The organism is Pseudovibrio sp. M1P-2-3 (assembly GCF_031501865.1).
Lineage (GTDB): Bacteria > Pseudomonadota > Alphaproteobacteria > Rhizobiales > Stappiaceae > Pseudovibrio > Pseudovibrio corallicola.
In genome coordinates, this window is record NZ_JARRCW010000001.1 from 649,923 (window position 1) to 666,562 (window position 16,640).

Annotated in this window: 13 protein-coding genes and 1 riboswitch; of the genes, 10 read left to right on the top strand and 3 right to left on the bottom strand. The window is 48.9% G+C overall.

The genetic code is table 11. The features are described 5' to 3' along the window. The first annotated feature begins 203 nt into the window (after nucleotides 1–203). The 5 genes from P6574_RS03075 (at nucleotide 204) to ettA (ending at nucleotide 9,485) form a co-directional block, all read left to right on the top strand. Entirely contained in the window at nucleotides 204–1,445 is a 1,242-nt protein-coding gene (locus tag P6574_RS03075) for an exonuclease SbcCD subunit D (RefSeq protein WP_310618924.1), read from the top strand. Next, nucleotides 1,445–5,206: an SbcC/MukB-like Walker B domain-containing protein gene (locus P6574_RS03080; protein ID WP_310618925.1), complete on the top strand. Its 3,762-nt coding sequence runs from the start codon at nucleotides 1,445–1,447 to the stop codon at nucleotides 5,204–5,206. The genes P6574_RS03075 and P6574_RS03080 overlap by 1 nt, the downstream gene beginning before the upstream one ends. 198 nt (nucleotides 5,207–5,404) lie before the next feature. Beyond that, entirely contained in the window at nucleotides 5,405–6,253 is an 849-nt protein-coding gene (locus tag P6574_RS03085; RefSeq protein WP_310618926.1) for an HAD family hydrolase, read from the top strand. A 311-nt stretch (nucleotides 6,254–6,564) separates the two neighbouring features. Then, nucleotides 6,565–6,776: riboswitch (cobalamin riboswitch) on the top strand. Between the two features lie 47 nt (nucleotides 6,777–6,823). Further along, the gene (locus P6574_RS03090; RefSeq protein ID WP_310618927.1) at nucleotides 6,824–7,489 is read left to right on the top strand and encodes an energy-coupling factor ABC transporter permease; all 666 of its coding nucleotides are present in this window, start codon (nucleotides 6,824–6,826) and stop codon (nucleotides 7,487–7,489) included. 346 nt (nucleotides 7,490–7,835) lie between these two features. Next, nucleotides 7,836–9,485: an energy-dependent translational throttle protein EttA gene (gene ettA, locus P6574_RS03095; RefSeq protein WP_310618928.1), complete on the top strand. Its 1,650-nt coding sequence runs from the start codon at nucleotides 7,836–7,838 to the stop codon at nucleotides 9,483–9,485. 62 nt (nucleotides 9,486–9,547) lie between these two features. On the opposite strand, the gene P6574_RS03100 is transcribed toward ettA, so the two are convergent. Continuing rightward, the gene (locus P6574_RS03100) at nucleotides 9,548–10,498 is read right to left on the bottom strand and encodes a glycosyl hydrolase family 18 protein (protein ID WP_310618929.1); all 951 of its coding nucleotides are present in this window, start codon (nucleotides 10,496–10,498) and stop codon (nucleotides 9,548–9,550) included. A 396-nt stretch (nucleotides 10,499–10,894) separates the two neighbouring features. Between P6574_RS03100 and P6574_RS03105 the strand changes: the two genes are divergently transcribed. Next, nucleotides 10,895–11,440 (top strand): helix-turn-helix transcriptional regulator, encoded by a 546-nt coding sequence (locus P6574_RS03105; protein ID WP_310618930.1) that lies wholly within the window; start codon nucleotides 10,895–10,897, stop codon nucleotides 11,438–11,440. On the opposite strand, the gene P6574_RS03110 is transcribed toward P6574_RS03105, so the two are convergent. Further along, nucleotides 11,424–12,071 carry a helix-turn-helix transcriptional regulator gene (locus P6574_RS03110; protein ID WP_310618931.1) on the bottom strand — a complete coding sequence of 216 codons (648 nt, stop codon included), beginning with the start codon at nucleotides 12,069–12,071 and terminating at the stop codon, nucleotides 11,424–11,426. The genes P6574_RS03105 and P6574_RS03110 overlap by 17 nt on opposite strands. 160 nt (nucleotides 12,072–12,231) lie before the next feature. Between P6574_RS03110 and P6574_RS03115 the strand changes: the two genes are divergently transcribed. Continuing rightward, complete coding sequence (locus P6574_RS03115) at nucleotides 12,232–12,534, top strand: DUF2293 domain-containing protein (protein WP_310618932.1); 303 nt, start codon at nucleotides 12,232–12,234, stop codon at nucleotides 12,532–12,534. A 33-nt stretch (nucleotides 12,535–12,567) separates the two neighbouring features. Here the strand turns inward: P6574_RS03115 and P6574_RS03120 are convergent, their stop codons facing one another. Further along, complete coding sequence (locus P6574_RS03120) at nucleotides 12,568–12,891, bottom strand: hypothetical protein (RefSeq protein WP_310618933.1); 324 nt, start codon at nucleotides 12,889–12,891, stop codon at nucleotides 12,568–12,570. A gap of 378 nt (nucleotides 12,892–13,269) precedes the next feature. On the opposite strand from P6574_RS03120, the gene P6574_RS03125 reads away from it, so the two are divergent. From P6574_RS03125 to P6574_RS03135, 3 genes are read left to right on the top strand one after another with little or no spacing between them, the layout of a single operon-like run. Then, nucleotides 13,270–14,385: a UDP-galactopyranose/dTDP-fucopyranose mutase family protein gene (locus P6574_RS03125; protein WP_310618934.1), complete on the top strand. Its 1,116-nt coding sequence runs from the start codon at nucleotides 13,270–13,272 to the stop codon at nucleotides 14,383–14,385. Between the two features lie 14 nt (nucleotides 14,386–14,399). Then, nucleotides 14,400–15,377, top strand: coding sequence for a glycosyltransferase family 2 protein (locus tag P6574_RS03130; RefSeq protein WP_310618935.1), 978 nt, complete (start codon nucleotides 14,400–14,402; stop codon nucleotides 15,375–15,377). Nucleotides 15,378–15,382: 5 nt separating this feature from the next. After that, nucleotides 15,383–16,618, top strand: coding sequence for a glycosyltransferase family 2 protein (locus P6574_RS03135; protein ID WP_310618936.1), 1,236 nt, complete (start codon nucleotides 15,383–15,385; stop codon nucleotides 16,616–16,618). Nucleotides 16,619–16,640: the final 22 nt, after the last annotated feature.

The following is a 16,640-nucleotide window of genomic DNA, read 5'->3' on the forward strand; positions in this document are numbered from 1 at the left end:
TCATGCGAGTTCCGGTAAAACTGGTATACGGCATGTAATCAAGTAAAATACCTTGGGTACTAACCAGTAATATTTATCTGTGCAGTTCCCTTGGGAAAACTCCTGAAAGTTCTGGATAGTTCAAGCTCAAGGCGCATGATCTGCTAAAGCGGGACTATGGTGTTTTAGGTACACTGGCTTTTAGGGGTTCGGGTAAACGTCACATGGTATTTCGTGTTCTTCACAGTGCGGATTGGCACATTGGGCAAACCATCAATGGATGGGAGCGCAGCTTCGAGCATGAAGCGTTTTTTGCCCAGCTTGGAGACCTGATTGAAGAGCATGACGTGGATGCGCTGGTTATGGCTGGTGATGTCTACGACAACCAGAACCCCTCGGCGGAAAGCACTCGTTTGCTTTATGAGGTATTGGCAGGCTTCAAACGGCGCCAGCCCCATTTGACCACCATTTTAACCGCTGGCAACCATGACCCTGCTGGTCGGTTGGAGGCTCCAAAGGTTCTTTTTAAGGAAGTCGGCGTTCATGCGGTGGGGATGATGTGGCGCGGGGAGGGCGGAATTGACCTGTCCCACCATTTGCTCCCCCTGAAAGATCGCCAAGGTAACGCGCTTGCCTATTGCCTTGCCATTCCCTTTCCACGAGCCAGTGATCTGCCGGGTCTGGCCAGTGTCACGGACGGTGAGGGCTCGCCGGTCGTGAAAGCCGTTGCAAGTCTCTATGAGGAGGCAGTTTGCCAAGCGAAAGGTGCTGTTGGAGATCTACCGCTGATCGTAACGGGGCATCTGCATGTATCGGGAGCCGATGAATCTGAAGGGGCCGAACGGCGGATTTTGATTGGCGGCGAGCACGCCGTCCCTTTTCACGTCTTTGAGGAGAGCCTTGCCTATGTGGCTCTGGGCCATTTGCACAAACCGCAAAAAATTGGGCGCGAAACCATACGCTACTCAGGCTCTCCCTTCCCGTTATCTGTGAGTGAGGCGGGGTATCAGCACGGGGTGAACCTGCTGGAGTTTGAGGGGGGACAACTGGAACTGCACCGCCTTCCGCTGGACCGGCCCGTTCTGTTTCACAGGCTGTCCGGCAAAAATGGCCTTTTGCTGGAAGAGGTAGTGCCCGCTTTGGATGGCTTGCAACTGGATGAAGCCTTGCCAGTGCGCCAGCGCCCCTTTGTTCATGTGGACTTGAAGCAGCAAACCAGTGCGCAAGGGCTGCGGGCAGAGGTGGATCAAATTCTCTCCACTTATCCAGTGCGTGGAACGGGTGTTTCCATTGTGGCGCAGGAGCGAAAAAGCAAAGCCTTGAATCAAGAGGTGGAAAGTTTGCGCCGGTTGGAGGATTTGAAACCTGAGGACCTGTTTCTATCTGCCTTTGAAGACGAGCATGGCGAAAAGCCTCAGTCTGTTCATTTAGATTTGTTTCACAAAGCCCTAGTAGAGGTTGAGTAATGCGTATTCTATCCGTTCGGGGCGAGAATCTCGCAAGCCTTGCGGCTCCTTTTGAAGTCAATCTGGAACAAGAGCCTTTAAAGGGGGCGGGGCTGTTCGCCATCACAGGTGAAACAGGCTCTGGTAAGTCCACCCTTTTGGATGCCATGTGTCTTGCACTTTTTGGGAAGTGCCCACGCTTAACAGCGGAAGGGGGCGATGAATCTGTTCCAGATGTGTCTGGCAGTGTTCATCGGGAAAAAGATCCGAAATCAGTCCTGACCCGCGGGGCTGCAAATGGATATGCTGAAGTTGAGTTCGTGGGCGCTGATGGGGAGAATTATGTCAGCCGCTGGACTGTGCGCCGGGCGCGGGGCAAGGCGTCCGGCCGCCTGCAAAACGTGGAGCGCACGCTTACCCGTCAGCGTGATGAACAGGTGATTGAAAGTGGTATCAAGAAAGTCGATGCCATGGTTGAGGAGAAACTGGGGCTCACCTATGAACAGTTTCGCCGCACGGTTCTGCTGGCTCAGGGAGATTTTGATGCGTTCCTCAAGGCAGGAGACAAGGAACGGGCTGGTCTGCTTGAAAAAGTCACGGGCACTGATATCTACCGTAGTATTTCCAAACGCGTGCACCTGAATACCAACGAAGCGGAAACCGCTTTAAAGCAGCTGCAAAACCAATGTGATGCAGTGGGCTTGATGGAGCCGGACGAGCGTGAAGCCCTTGGCAACAATATTTTGGAAAATGAAGCCCTGCGCAAACAAAGGGAAGCGGCTCTTGCATCTTTAAAAGTAGGCGCACAGACGCTTGAGCGCATCCAAAAGTCCAAAGAACTCCTCTCACAGGCGCAAGATCAGTTTGTAAATGCGCAAAAATCCCATGATGCACAGGAGCCGCAACGGGCCCTGCATGGGCAATTGAAAACCGTTCAATCCTTGGAACCGCTGGCCAAACGCGAAGACGTGAGCAGTGCGCGCCGTGACGGCGCCCTCAAAGCTCTGGAACAAGCGCGGCAAAACCTGTCTCTAGCGGCAGAAAGCCAAACCGCGGCGGAACAGCGCCATGGTCAGGAAAAAACTGCTTTTGAAGAATTGGAAGCGCAAGTCAAGAGCTTTGAGCCAGTTTGGGAAACGGCTCAGCAGCTTGATGATGAAATTCGTGTCCGTGATGAGCGCGTGGCTGAAGCTCGCAGTGACCATCAGGAGCTCTCCAGTCAACATCAAACGTATCAAGGGCAGCTCTCGACAAAGCAGGTACAACTGAAAGAGCAAACGGAGCAACGGCAGAAGCTGAAAGAACAGCTTGAACGCCTGAAGCCCGCGCAAATTCTGCATGACCGAGCTGGCGACATTCTCTCGGATTTGGATCGCCTTGAGGCCAATGAGGCAACACTTGAAAACCTCCGCCTTGAAACAAGTTCCTACGAAGAAAAGCAGGCGGAGCTGGCCGAATTAAAGTCCCAACTGGAAGAAGAGCTGGAGGGCCTTGTCCGGCAGAGGAGCGAAAGCTCAAAGGAGCTGGAAGCGGCAAGAACGCGTCTTGAAGAAAATGACCAAGATGCGCTGCTGGAAGAAAAGCAAAATCTGGATAGATTGGAGGGTCTCGTTTCGGCTGCCGAACGGGACAGCCGGTTTCCTGTCGAAAATAAAAGGCTTCTTCAGGAGCTGGGTCAACAGATAGAGGGACTCAATCACTCCCAAATATCTCTTGCTGATAAGATACGGGCAAGCGAGCGCAAACTAGAAGAGTGCCTGAAGCTGGAAGCTGAGGCTGGAGAGCGGGCAAGCTGGGCAAATGCTGCAAAAGAAGAAGTGGCAGAGCGCTTGCGCCTGACCCTTGTGGAGGAGCAACCTTGTCCAGTGTGCGGCTCCAAGGACCATCCCTTCACCGAAGACAGCAGCCCCGAAATGTCTACGCTGGTTGCCAAGCTATTGGCGCAGCGCGAAGATGCCGAACGAGTGCGGGTTTTGGTTCAAGAGGAGCTGTCTTCGCAGCGGCAGGAGCTTTTTGAGAAGAAAACCAGACTTGAACAGCTGCAAAAAGAACAGGCACAGCGCTCGGTTGATCTGGCGCGCCAGCTTGAAGAACTGGCTGAGCAGCTCTCAGATATCTGTAAATTTTCCGGTAGGGCTAAACTGGAGGGCTCTCTGTCGGCTGATGACGTGCTTGCGAAAACCTCTCGCTGGGCAGAATTCGTTTCCGTCGTTGAGCAAGCATGTGAGCGGGTGAATACGCAGCTTGCAAGCGTCAGAGAGCAGCAAAAAACAGTAAACACGCTTTCCGGCTCTTTGAACGAGCTGCAAGGCAAGCTGAGTGAAGGCGACAAAAAGGTTAAACAGAAAGATGCGAGCCTGCAGTCAGTAATTCGCACGAGGACTGAACTGGACGGAAAAAACTCTGTACTCCTGTCGGGTACCGCTGATATTCGCAGTCGCCTGTCCAGTCTTTTGGAAAAAGCCGAAATTGATTTTGCTGACCCGAACACAGATTTTGAAGAGCTTAAAAAACACGTTCGGGACAAAGCGCTTGAATGGGAGACCTGCCTAAAACACTATGACCTTGCTAAGGCACAAGTTCAACAACTGGAGCCGGAAACCGCTGGGTTGAGGGAAAGAGTGCTGGGCCTTGAAACACAGGTGAAGCAAAAACAGCAGCTTCTCGGAGAGCTTTCGGAAAAGCTCAAGGATACCTTTCAAAAACGGTCAACTCTTTTGGATGGTGCAAAAACCTTGGATCATAAGAGGACGTGGAAGGAGAAGTTTGAACAACTGCAAACTGCCTATCAAAACGCGAAGGACGCCTTCAATGAGGCAACGCAGAAACAGGCTATCGCGCGAATCAATCTGGACAACTGCCAAAACGCTTTGGCAGCAGAAGAAAAAGAACTGTCGGTTGTGACAACAGAACTTGCGAATGCCATTGAGCCACTGTCCCTCTCGAGAGAAGAGTTCTCCCAGCTCAGAGCAAAAGCTGATCAAGAGCTGGAGCAGCTGGAGCACGGTCTAAAAGCGGTTGATCAGGAGCTTGAGAGTGCAAAGGAGCAGGTTCGCCTTCGTTCCGAAGACCTTGAAGAGTTGAACCGCAAAGACCTTCCCCAGCAGTCCCTTAAAGACCTGCAGGAAATCATCGCCACAAAACAAAGTGAGCAAGATGCTCTTCTCGTAACTCTGGGTTCGCTGCGTGAGCAGCAGCGGGCTGACGAACAGGCAAGGGAGCGGGCTGCCGCAATAATGGCAGATATTGAGCAGGCGCAAGAACACTTTAATGCGTGGGGGGCTGTGAACAGGGTTATCGGCTCAGCCGAGGGCGATAAGTTCCAGAAACTGGCACAGGCTGTGACACTGGATCTTTTGGTGGAGCTGGCGAACAAACAGCTTAAAGCCCTTAAACCCCGCTATCGACTGCTTCGCGCAACAGGTGGCCTTGGGCTTTTAGTGGAAGATCTTGATATGGGAAGTTCTCCCCGCTCTGCCCGCTCACTCAGCGGCGGCGAACGGTTTCTTATTTCTCTTTCCCTCGCCCTGGCGCTTTCGGGTCTGGAAGGGCGACAGTCCTTTGTTGATACCTTGTTTATTGACGAGGGGTTTGGCTCACTGGATGGGGATACACTGGATGTGGCCATCGATGCGCTGGAAATGCTGCAGGGGCAGGGGCGCAAAGTTGGCGTTATCAGTCATGTGGAAGCAATGAAAGACCGTATACCGGTGCAGGTTCGGGTCGTGCGGCAAGGCGCAGGGCGGAGCCGCATCGAGTTGACGTCTCCAGCCAGCTGGTAACAAGGGGAAGAATTTGCGATGACATCACCGGCTTCCCTTCAACTTTAAATGAATTTCTACAACTCTGTTTTCCCTAGGTAAGGCGCTTGCTTCAAAAAGGGGAATTTTAAATCTAATGCAATGCTTCTCGTGTTTCATGGTGGGGAAGAAGAGTGGGGAAGCCACTTCCGGGTGACCATAAACATCGGCTGAAGACCAATGAAATGGACTGCATTATTTGCGGCGGGGGCTATGTCTGTGCTGCGGCCAACAGGCTACCAAAGTGTTGAAATTCTTCCCGCATGGAATCATACTCCTGTCCGCCATGAAATCGTGGAGTTTGTAGAGCGGACCACGCGAGAAGCCAGCCCCGACTATGTAGAAAAATCCGAGAGGATTGCCCTTTTACGCGATGCTGGCGTTCTTTGGAGCGCCGGGCCATTTAGTCCTGTGGAGGCCTATATAAGCCGAAGCAGCAAGGAGATGCCCCCTCCCAGCCTCCTAAATTCCTATACAATTCGAAGGTATGTGGAAACCTGGGTGCAAACGGTACGGGAAGAGGAATATAACCAGCCGTATGTTGATCTTGTCTATCAGCCCATGAAAGAGCTGATTGATTACCTGCAGGATCATGATTATCGCGTTTGGGTGCTTTCAGAATCTAACGTGGAAGTTGTGCGCGGTGTCCTTACCCAGACCTTTAAAATACCGCCGGAGCAGGTTATTGGCGCGCCTTTACGCTCACAAGTGGCTCAAGTGAAGGTCTTTGAGGAGCAGGGACGTGGCCCCGCAAGCGTTTCGCCGATTCCCACAGATAGCGAGCGGATTTACCACATATTGGGACGCGGGCCTCTGTTGACCATTGCTGATGCAAGGCTGGTGGAGGATATTCGAAAACTATCAGAAAACTGGGACCGCCGATATCTCACTGTGACGATGGAGATCTCCACAAAGGGAGGTGAAAACTCTGAAATAAACGGGAGCCCCCAGACCAATTCCACAAGCGCGTATAGGATAAATCCCGAGGAAGATTGGTCCCACCTCTATCAATGGCAGAAAAATCCTTAGAGGAAATTTAGGTAAGTCCAATTATTTTGATTGAGATCAAAGTAATGAACAAGTCTACGTTGTAGGTTCTTCTTGCTACGGCTGATGCTCATATGGGGGAGTATCAACCACTGGGCGTACTTAGTTCTTGAGTACGCCCTTTTTTTTGTCTCTTAATGATAATGTTGTGCTTCGTTTCTTTCTGTACTTAAGTATTATTTTTGGACAGCTCCGGCAGGCGATGCCTTTGCTGCCAATCGATGAGAATATTTAACGGGACTGCGACTAAGGTTGCTTATCCTAGCAGTTGCAAAGTTCTTTTAAAGCGGCAATAGTTCTCCCCATTGGGTTCCACCCCGGCAAAGCTGGCGTGGATGTAAAAGGGAATGCGGAAGGGATGACCAAATAAGGGCCTGATCCGCAGCTGCCCCCGCAACTGTGAATAGCTGGTTTGTCTCAAGGGCCACTGAAGCGCACTGCTTCGGGAAGGCGAGGCAAACAAGGAGCTATGAGCCAGGAGACCTGCCCACACATAGGATAACTGCGCTTTGCATAGCGCTCGCACGGAGGGTGCGATAAGGAGATGAAATTATGCATATTGAACCGGGCTATGTGTCTGCTGCAAAAGTTGTAGCTGCCAATGTTGGCGCTGTTGGCGTCTTTTTATGGGGCGCAAAGCAGCAAGCCTCAGAGTTTTTGAAGAACCCTCTTGTTCCGGCCAAAACGATTTTGGCGGCAGCGTTTTTCTCGCTCTTCATGCAGTCCTACCACACAAGTGTAGGCGCTTCCGAGCTGCACTTCATTGGCGCAATGGCCATGTATCTCACACTGGGCTTCACACCCGTTCTTCTAGGCTTTGCCATTGGTCTTTTGTTTCAGGCATTCGCGTTTGACCCGCAAGACATGTACCACCTTGGTGTGAACAGCCTCTCCTTGATGCTGCCTTTGGTGTCCGTTCACTACCTTTCTGGTAAGAAGCTGTTTGACCAGAAACTGTCCAAACGCGTTTCCTACACCCAGATACTGAAGCTGGATGCCATATACTACACAGGTGTCACCGGCATGGTCGGTTTCTGGCTGATGATCGGCGACGTTGCAACACCATTCACTGCATGGGCCCAGTTCGCAGCCTCATATTTGGCAATTGTGGTTCTGGAACCAGTTGTAACTTACCTTGCTGTGAAAGGCCTGAAAGCCGTTGAAGGCAACACCTTGGTTAAGAACCTCACAGTCGTGCCCCAGCTCAAGCTTGCTTAAGGCTTAAACAAAACAGAGTTTATGATGGCGGCCAATGTGCCGCCATTTTTATTGAGCCCAACACAAGGACGTGTTGATGGACTTGATGTAAGAACTGCGTTTTGCGTGTCCGATATGATGGCAGAAGCCGGATTCCTCCGCTCTTCAAAACGGATGTCACTCCGGACGTGATCCAGAGCTTGTTTTTCCTAAATTGGTAGCTACTGGATAAAAGAGAAGAGGCCTGTTTTTTCTCTCTTCTTTCTATGCAGCTTTCCTGATATGGATTGCCCCAAAGGGTGGCATGGGTTAAGAGTGCTGCCAAAGATTTCTAGTTCATCATTCTATTAGGAGATGTGGGCAGTCCATGGCGCGCCAGTTCATCTATCATATGCACGGAGTCTCAAAGGCTTACGGTGCTAAAAAAGTCCTCGACAATGTTCACCTGTCGTTCTACCCGGATGCAAAAATCGGTATTCTGGGCCCGAACGGTGCTGGTAAATCCACCCTTCTCAAGATCATGGCCGGTCTTGATAAGGAATACACTGGTGAAGCATGGGCCGCAGCAGGGGCCAAAGTTGGCTATCTGCCACAGGAGCCTAAGCTGGATGAGGATAAGACAGTTCTCGAAAACGTCATGGAAGGCGTTGCTCACAAACAGGCTCTTGTAGACCGCTACAACGAACTGATGATGAACTATTCTGACGAGACTGCCGATGAAGGCGCTCAGCTTCAGGACATCATTGATGCGCAGGATCTGTGGAATCTGGAAAGTCAGGTCGAGATGGCAATGGAAGCGCTTCGCTGCCCTCCATCCGACTCGCCGGTAACCAACCTGTCCGGTGGTGAACGCCGCCGTATTGCTTTGTGTCAGCTCCTTCTTTCTGAGCCTGACCTGATGCTGCTCGATGAGCCGACCAACCACCTTGACGCTGAAACAGTGCATTGGCTGGAGCGGCACCTGCGCGAGTTCAAAGGTTCCGTATTGATCATTACCCATGATCGCTACTTCCTCGATAACGTTACTGGCTGGATTTTGGAACTCGACCGCGGTCAGGGTATCCCTTATGAAGGCAACTACTCCACCTACCTTGGCCAAAAAACCAAGCGTATGGAGCAGGAAGGCCGTGAGAACATGGCTCGTTCACGCGCAATCAAGCGTGAGCAGGAATGGATGGGGATGACGCCGAAGGGCCGTCAGACCAAATCAAAGGCTCGTATCAATGCCTATGATGCTCTGTTGACAGCGCAAGAAGAGCGTATGCCATCTATCGAGCAGATCCTGATCCCTGTTGGTGAGCGTCTTGGTAACAACGTTATCGATGTTCAGGGTGTATCCAAGGGCTTTGGTGATCGCCTGTTGATTGATGATTTGTCCTTCAAGCTGCCTCGTGGTGGTATTGTCGGCATCATCGGTCCTAACGGTGCCGGTAAATCCACGCTCTTCAAGATGCTGTCAGGTCAGGAAAAGCCGGATAGCGGTGAAATTGTTGTCAGTGACCGGGTTCAGCTTGGTTATGTGGATCAGTCCCGTGATAAGCTGGATGACAGCAAAACCGTTTGGGAAGAAATCTCCGAAGGCGCTGAAGTGATCTACCTCGATAAGAAAGAGATCAACTCTCGCGCTTACTGCTCATCCTTCAACTTCAAGGGTGCAGGACAGCAGGCTAAAGTTGGCGACCTTTCCGGTGGTCAGCGCAACCGTGTGCATCTGGCGAAGGTTCTCAAGTCTGGCGCGAACGTGCTTCTGCTCGATGAGCCAACCAACGATCTGGATACAGAAACGCTGGCAGCACTGGAAGATGCGCTTGAAAACTACGCCGGTTGCGCTGTGGTGATCTCGCATGATCGTATGTTCCTTGACCGTCTTGCAACACACATGCTGGCCTTTGAAGGCGATAGTCATGTGGAATGGTTTGAAGGTAACTTCGAAGACTACGAAAAAGACAAGGTCCGCCGTCTGGGCGCCCACGCAGCAGACCCAAGCCGCATCAAATACAAGCCGCTGACACGCTAAGCAGTTTTGTATCTCCAATAAAAATGGCGGGGCATTTGCTCCGCCATTTTTGATTTGAAGGTTTACTCAGCAGCTTGCGAGCCTGCTGTGCTGGTGCTCATAGCGCTAGCCAAAGCACTGGCCCAGTCATCCGTGTTGGTTGATGCACCGTACTGCGTGTCATATTGCCAGCCCATGACGCCAGCAAAATCATCGTCATATTTCGATATAAGCGGGTTAATCAGGTAGGTGATGATATCCTGCGTGTTCAAGTAGCCGGAGCCTGCGTTGTCTGTCGTGGTTGGTTTGCCGACGAGGAGTTTTTCTACCGGAACACCTTGTGCGACTATTCCGACAATACTTGAGGGGAAAGTGGAGCCACTGACAAGCTCTGTCCCTGCCACTTTGCCGGTTTCGTCCTGAGCGGTGTCACCCACATACCAGTCATTGTTGTAGTACTGGATGTTATAGAGATCGATGTTATTACCTGCATTTTGAGCGACATCCACATAGACCTGCAAATAACCTGTCCCTCCATAAAAGTAGGGGCATTGGGGGGCGTGGGTGATGAAGTTCTGGTTGTTGGGAAGCTGTGACTTGAGACTACTGGAGAGATCGGTAAGGAAGGTTATAGGATCATAGCCTGTATAGTTTGTATCTTCCCAATCAATATCGACACCGTCAAAGCCGTTATCTGTGACAATCTGTTTGATGGAGTTGACCGTCTGGTCAAGGTTATTGGCGCAGTCTGCCCAGCCCTGCGTTGAAAAGGTTTCTCCACCAAGGGAGACAAGAACGCGCTTGCCTGCGCTTTTCAAGCTGGAAACAACGCCGTATTGATCTTTGGTCCCTAAGAGTCCTGAAAGTTCGGAGCTGAGTTCCAGCTCTCCACTGCTGCCCGGCACGATGAAACATAAAATAGCGGTGGTATAATCACTTTGAGCCAGCTCCTTTGCAAAATCTGGCGAACTTGAGAGAATATAGCCTACGATTTCTCGAGATGTCATGGGTCCTGCCTTTTTCTTCTCAGGCATACTTGCCTGCGCAAGATAGACTTCCCGACTGCCGTATTGTGAGAGTTTCTAAAAATTTCTGCCAAATGTGCTTTGTAAGCAGTAATGAAAATTAATAAATTTAACTCGCTGAGGTTTTCGCGAGCGGGTGTCACCTTCCTGAAGGTTAAGCACCATAACTATCCACTTTTCGTGGGTGGATTTATGGTTGCTACCTTAACGTGAATAATCATTTATATGTTTGAATTAATTAATGTTTGTATTCGTGTTGTTAACGATTTGATTGAATAATGCCCCAGATTACGGCTATTTTAAAAGGCAGGCTGCTTCCTGCGCTGAAGGCATTTATATTTTTTGATGAATTGCAATAAACTACATTCTAATTATCAGGGAGAGCATCATTTACTCCTGAACGTTATGACGCGGCTTCAGTGCGGGGTCATCATCACCTGTGAGAAACTCTGCTATAAGGGCAGCAACCCTGAGGGGCGCAGGTTGCTGGAGGAGGCCAATATTTTTGGTGTTAATGGCGGGCGACTTTCCATCAGCGATGCCACGGTCAGGCAGAGTTTGCGGCGGGCTATGGAAGCGGCAGGCGAAGAAGAGCCAGATGCTGACGCGTGTCAGATACTAATTCACCGTGACAGCGCCGCCCTTTCTCCCATAACAATAGAGGTTTTTGCGGCAAGGTCTGGGGAGTGTGCAAATGATATTCTTCTGCTGTTCAAAGAAGTGGAAACCGAATGGGCGGCGAAGCTGGCCAAGCTGAAGAAGCGGTTCCCGTTAACCGACAGGGAGGCGATAGTCCTAGAGAAACTATCGGGTAAGCACAGCGAGCAGGATCTGGCTGATACGCTGGGTATATCCATGAACACGTTGAAAAGTCATCGTAAGAATATCTACGCCAAACTCAATGTCAGCAGCCGCATGGAACTTGCTATTTTACTTAGGGAGCTGAGTTAGTTTTTCCTAGTTCTTGAATTTTATAGGTGCAACGCCTCGCTCCTGAAACGATATGCTCCAGACGTTCCACGCGGCAATCTTTGCCAAGAATATCGCGAAAGAGTTTTAGCTCTGAGCGGCAAAAGTTCTGACAGGCGGTCGCCGCGGCACATATGGAACAGTGATTTTCTATAAACAGGAGGCTCCCATCTTCCATCTCCTCCACTTCTGCCATGTAGCCTTCGGCAGAACGTTGTTCTCTTAGAGCTTCCACGCGCTCTTTGAATGAGAAAGAGGCTAGAACTTGTTCACTGTAAGTTTTGAAGGAATCGCGTTCACGTTTTTCAATAAGCTTATCTATACCTTCTTGACCATACACTTCGCGAATGCTGTTAAGCATGTCAATAAGCAAGCCACTGTGGTTATCTGGGAATTGTTTGTTCCCCTTGTCACTAAGTGCCCATATGCGGCGTGGCCGGCCCACATTTCCCTTTTGGTCTTCAAACGTAACCAGGTCCTCGTTCAGCAGGCCGTCAAGGTGCTGGCGTGCGCCAACACTCGTAATACTGTGTTCTTTGGCCAGCTGTGAAGCTGTTTGGGGTCCGCGAGACTTCAAAGAGTACAGAAGTCGTTTTCTCGTTTTATCCAGCATGGATCACCTGTAGCACATAGTACCTAGTTTCAAAATAGTTTGCTTTTTTTATGTACGCCAGAACAGGGGTTCTTGACCTTAGTAAGGGGTTTGGCACAAGCTATACCCGAAGGTCCGCTCCAAGGGCTACAGTGTAAGCTAGGATTGGGAAAAGGCGGTGATGCGTAGAAAAACGCAGATTAGAGAAGTGATGAGAAACTCAATGCCGTTTCTTCCATATCTGGACTTCCAAAGGGTATTTGGAAAAGCCAGAGAAAGCCACCTAAAACACTTGCCAGTCGAGGTAGCTGTTAAACTGGCGGCAACCAGTTACGTTCGCCATACATACACAGACTACGATAGGCTTTTAAATGAAGGGTATGACAGAGATGCAGCCCGTTATTTTACCTTGTATGATACAGCGGAAAAGCTTGCTGAATGGGGATACCGGCTCGACGTGGAAACCATAATAAACAGCGGCTAAACTATAAAGTATAGCCGCCAACAAAGAACTGACTTACCGGCAAACCGATAAAATCCATATAAATGCAGAGGCCACAAGGCACAGGGCAGGGATTATGATGGCGGGATAACCGAAAAAAGCTATGGCAAGAAACCAGGTGACACCCACGTTCACTACGAAGAAATATTTTGCGTCATCCTTGCCATGAATAGCGTCCGTTAAAAGCCAACCAAATAAAGGGATTAGCATTAGAATTCGGACCAGAAAAATGTCGTCCTTGCGAGAAAGAGTGTCTTTCCAGAGCCAGTTAAGCACGGGGATTGCCATCAGAATACGGACCGGAAGAATGTCGTCGTTCGTTTTTGTTGGGGCGCTCATAGTTTCACTCAAATTGGGGAATTTGATCTACATCAACTTTGAATCCAAAAGAATGTAAATAGGTATTAATACCTATTTATGTTTCTAGCATTGCTTTGAATTTATTTTAGGCGAAGAAGAATTGAACTATAGGCCTTTGCTTTTGAGGGGTTTGTCTCAGAAAGCGTGCGTGCTAGTCCTATCGGCATAATTTTGATGTGAGTTTATCTTCTTTGATGATAAACATTACATTAGGTACCCTGATATATTTAGATGGTTATTTTATTATTAAGAAAATTTATTGCTGATGTGAAATTATATCTAGTTATTACCATTGGTTTTACTTGTTGGCGTTTGAACTGCTTGAAATGTAAATAATTGGCTGCAGGGGTGAATTAGGTGGGTAGAATTTGTGCAGTTGGTGCGGGGTTCAGTGGTGCTGTAATTGCGCGCGAATTGGCAGAGGCCGGGTTTAAAGTTCTTGTTGTTGATGAGCGTTCTCATCTGGCCGGAAATTGCCATACCGAACGGGATGCAGAAAGCGGTGTTATGGTGCACCGCTATGGCCCACATATCTTTCATACGGCGGATGAGAAAGTCTGGTCGTATATCAACCGCTTTGGCGAGATGATGCCCTATGTTAATCGGGTGAAGGCAACCGTTCGTGGGAAAGTCTATTCCCTGCCGATTAACCTGCATACTATCAACCAGTTCTTCGGGAAGGCTTTCTCGCCCGCAGAGGCTAGAAACTTCATAGAGAGCCAAGCCAGAACTGATATTGAGACCCCGAAAACGTTTGAGGAGCAAGGACTTCGCTTTGTGGGAGAGGAGCTTTATCAATCCTTTTTTGATGGGTATACACGCAAGCAATGGGGGGTTGAGCCAAGTACTCTGCCAGCCTCCATTTTAAAGCGGCTCCCGTTACGCTTTTCCTATGACGATAACTACTTCAATCACCCTCATCAGGGTATGCCCAGAGATGGGTATACAGCCATTGTCGAAAATATTTTGGATCATGAAAGTATTGAAGTGTGCCTTGGGTGTGCCTTTGAGGAACTGGAAGAAGACTTCGCGCATGTTTTCTACTCGGGTCCACTAGATCGCTATTTCAGACACGATATAGGCCGCCTGCGGTATCGTACTTTGGATTTTGAAGAAGTGAGAGGTACTGGCGATATGCTGGGTACTGCGGTTATGAACCATCCTGACCCAGACGTCCCCTATACCCGTATCTCGGAGCACAAACACTTCGCCCCTTGGGAAGCCGAACAGTTTGAAAGAACAATTGCTTTTCGTGAATATAGTCGCTTTTGTGAACCCGGAGATACACCCTATTACCCGATTAGGTCTCTCGACGATAAAGTCCTTTTGCAGGCTTATGAGGAGAGAGCCAGGGCTGAGATTGGCGTGACCTTTGTAGGCCGACTTGGAACCTATCAGTATTTGGATATGGACGTCACAATTGGAAAGGCACTCGATGTAGCATCCCGATTCATTGAAAACAGACCCTCTTAATAGTGAGAGCACACATGATATCTGTCGTGATCCCCGTTTATAATGCGCAAGAGACTTTGGATGAAACCTTTGGTTTGGTTCTGTCCTCAATCTCGATGGAAAAAGAAGTTATTTTAGTTGATGATGCCTCAACAGATGAGACGCCGGAAATTATTGATAGGCTAGCTTCAACCTATCCCTTTGTGAAAGCTATTCAACACTCTGAAAATCGTGGGGCGGGCGCGGCTAGAAATACGGGCCTTGCGGCAGTTTCCGGTGAGTTTGTTCTTTTTTTTGATGCGGATGATATCCTGTATGAAGGAGTGGTTGACCGAATAGTTGAAGAGATGAAGACGTCAGACGTAGATCTGGCCATGACTTCCTATGAATATGCCCGAGGGCGGACTGGTGCTCGTAGTGGTATGCATAGCAAAGACGGGCGGATGTGGAATGCTATTTTGAAAGGGGACTCTACAAGACACATTAGCCTGATGGAGCATGGGTCCTTGCTAACCTTCACTAATTACCCATGGAATAAGGTGCTGCGAACAGCCTTTGCCAAGGCGGAAGGTCTCTATTTTAGTGAGACCGCTGTAAACAATGACATCCATGCCCATTGGCAGTGTTTGCTTTTTGCTAAATCGATCCTTTTAGTAAATGAACCCATATGTCTTCATATCGTGCCGGAGGGGGGAAAGAATATTACCAATACAATGGATAGGAGGCGGTTAACAATCTTTGAGGCGCTTGATGATGTTGAGAATTTGTTTCAAGATTACCCGCAGTTGAGAACTCGGTTCTACCACCACTTCGTGAACTTCAAACTTATGATGGCGAGATGGGCGCGAGATCGGATACCTAAAGAGCATTTGAGTGAATTTCATAGACTGAATAGTGCTAGCTTCTTTTCGATGGGATTTTCTGACTACTTAATGGTTAAGGAAAGAATGCCGGGGGTTGCTAAAGACGTCAGGGCTATCATGCTTGGTAAACATCCAAAATTTGCGGCTTAACTACTATGAAACTATCTATAATTGTTACAAGTTATAATGTTGCTCCCTATATTCGTGATTGCCTTGGTGATCTTGTACAGCAGGATGTGCAAGATTATGAAGTAATTGCTGTTGATGATGGCTCTACAGATGGGACACAGTCAACGATCCAAGAATATGCTGACCGGTATAGTTTTGTAAGGCCTGTTTTTCTGACGGAAAACAGCATAGGCGGGGTGGCAACAGCTGCAAATGTTGGGCTTGATAAAGCAATAGGCGAGTATATTGCTTTTGCTGATGGCGATGATCGCTACGATAAACAGATGTTCAGCAAGCTTCTCAAGGCAGCGGTTAAGCACGATAGTGACTTGGCTATCTGTGATTATTATGTGCTTAATGATAAGACTGGGAAACTAACCGAACCAGCTGATGAAAAACGCTGGAAAGGTCTGAAAAGTAAAGACTACATTGAACTAAACCTTGAGGGTACAAAAAATATATTACGCTTTATATCTGTTCCTTGGAGGAAGATTTATCGTAAAGAGCTGTTAGATGAAAATAGTCTTCGATTTCCTGTGGGAGATTATTTTTACGAAGACAATCCTTTTCATTGGTTCACAGTCGTTAAAGCAAACAGTATCGCTTGTGTTTCCGAGAAACTATGTCGGCATAGGGTTAATAGAGTTGGGCAAACAATGGCAACAGTTGATGCTCGACTATTCAAGATGTTCGAGCACCATAGAACAATTTATGAATGGCTCCTGAAACAAGGACTTGTGGATCGCTATGCCGAAGCTTTGTTGGGCTGGTTATTGGCCCAAGTTCAGTGGATTTCCCGAAAATGCCCTCCAGATCTCATAGATGAACTCTTTGACGCCGCTTCGGTAAATGTGAGGCTTTATAGCCACAATAGCCTTCGTAAGACTATACTAGAGTACAAGATAGGTGAACATGGGTGTTATCTTGCCGTGGCATTGCAAGATGGCAATCGTAAACGTTTTAGCTCTCTTCTTCTTGGTACAGCGAAATTCAATATACTTCAGGAAGCTTACTATAGATTTCGAATGTTCGGAGCTAAGTATGTCCTCAAAGAAGGGAAGGAGCTTGTGAAAAATAAGGTTTTATCAGTGCCTTTACGGTTACCGAAATTTTCCAAAGTGCAACCTGTAACCGTTGATCCGAAGTTGTTAGAAAAATTGTCAGCAGATTTGGATGAAATTAAAATCGGCATTACGATTTTGGAGCGGAAGGTTGATCGGTGATTTGCCTATGTCACCTTATTAT

Bases quoted from the DNA above. Each gene is read 5' to 3' on its own strand.
- P6574_RS03135 (WP_310618936.1), top strand. From the start codon at position 15,383: ATGAAACTATCTATAATTGTTACAAGTTATAATGTTGCTCCCTATATT.
- P6574_RS03080 (WP_310618925.1), top strand. From the start codon at position 1,445: ATGCGTATTCTATCCGTTCGGGGCGAGAATCTCGCAAGCCTTGCGGCT.
- P6574_RS03075 (WP_310618924.1), top strand. From the start codon at position 204: ATGGTATTTCGTGTTCTTCACAGTGCGGATTGGCACATTGGGCAAACC.
- P6574_RS03085 (WP_310618926.1), top strand. From the start codon at position 5,405: ATGAAATGGACTGCATTATTTGCGGCGGGGGCTATGTCTGTGCTGCGG.
- P6574_RS03100 (WP_310618929.1), bottom strand. From the start codon at position 10,498: ATGCCTGAGAAGAAAAAGGCAGGACCCATGACATCTCGAGAAATCGTA.
- P6574_RS03130 (WP_310618935.1), top strand. From the start codon at position 14,400: ATGATATCTGTCGTGATCCCCGTTTATAATGCGCAAGAGACTTTGGAT.
- P6574_RS03105 (WP_310618930.1), top strand. From the start codon at position 10,895: ATGACGCGGCTTCAGTGCGGGGTCATCATCACCTGTGAGAAACTCTGC.
- P6574_RS03090 (WP_310618927.1), top strand. From the start codon at position 6,824: ATGCATATTGAACCGGGCTATGTGTCTGCTGCAAAAGTTGTAGCTGCC.
- P6574_RS03120 (WP_310618933.1), bottom strand. From the start codon at position 12,891: ATGAGCGCCCCAACAAAAACGAACGACGACATTCTTCCGGTCCGTATT.
- ettA (WP_310618928.1), top strand. From the start codon at position 7,836: ATGGCGCGCCAGTTCATCTATCATATGCACGGAGTCTCAAAGGCTTAC.
- P6574_RS03115 (WP_310618932.1), top strand. From the start codon at position 12,232: ATGCGTAGAAAAACGCAGATTAGAGAAGTGATGAGAAACTCAATGCCG.
- P6574_RS03110 (WP_310618931.1), bottom strand. From the start codon at position 12,071: ATGCTGGATAAAACGAGAAAACGACTTCTGTACTCTTTGAAGTCTCGC.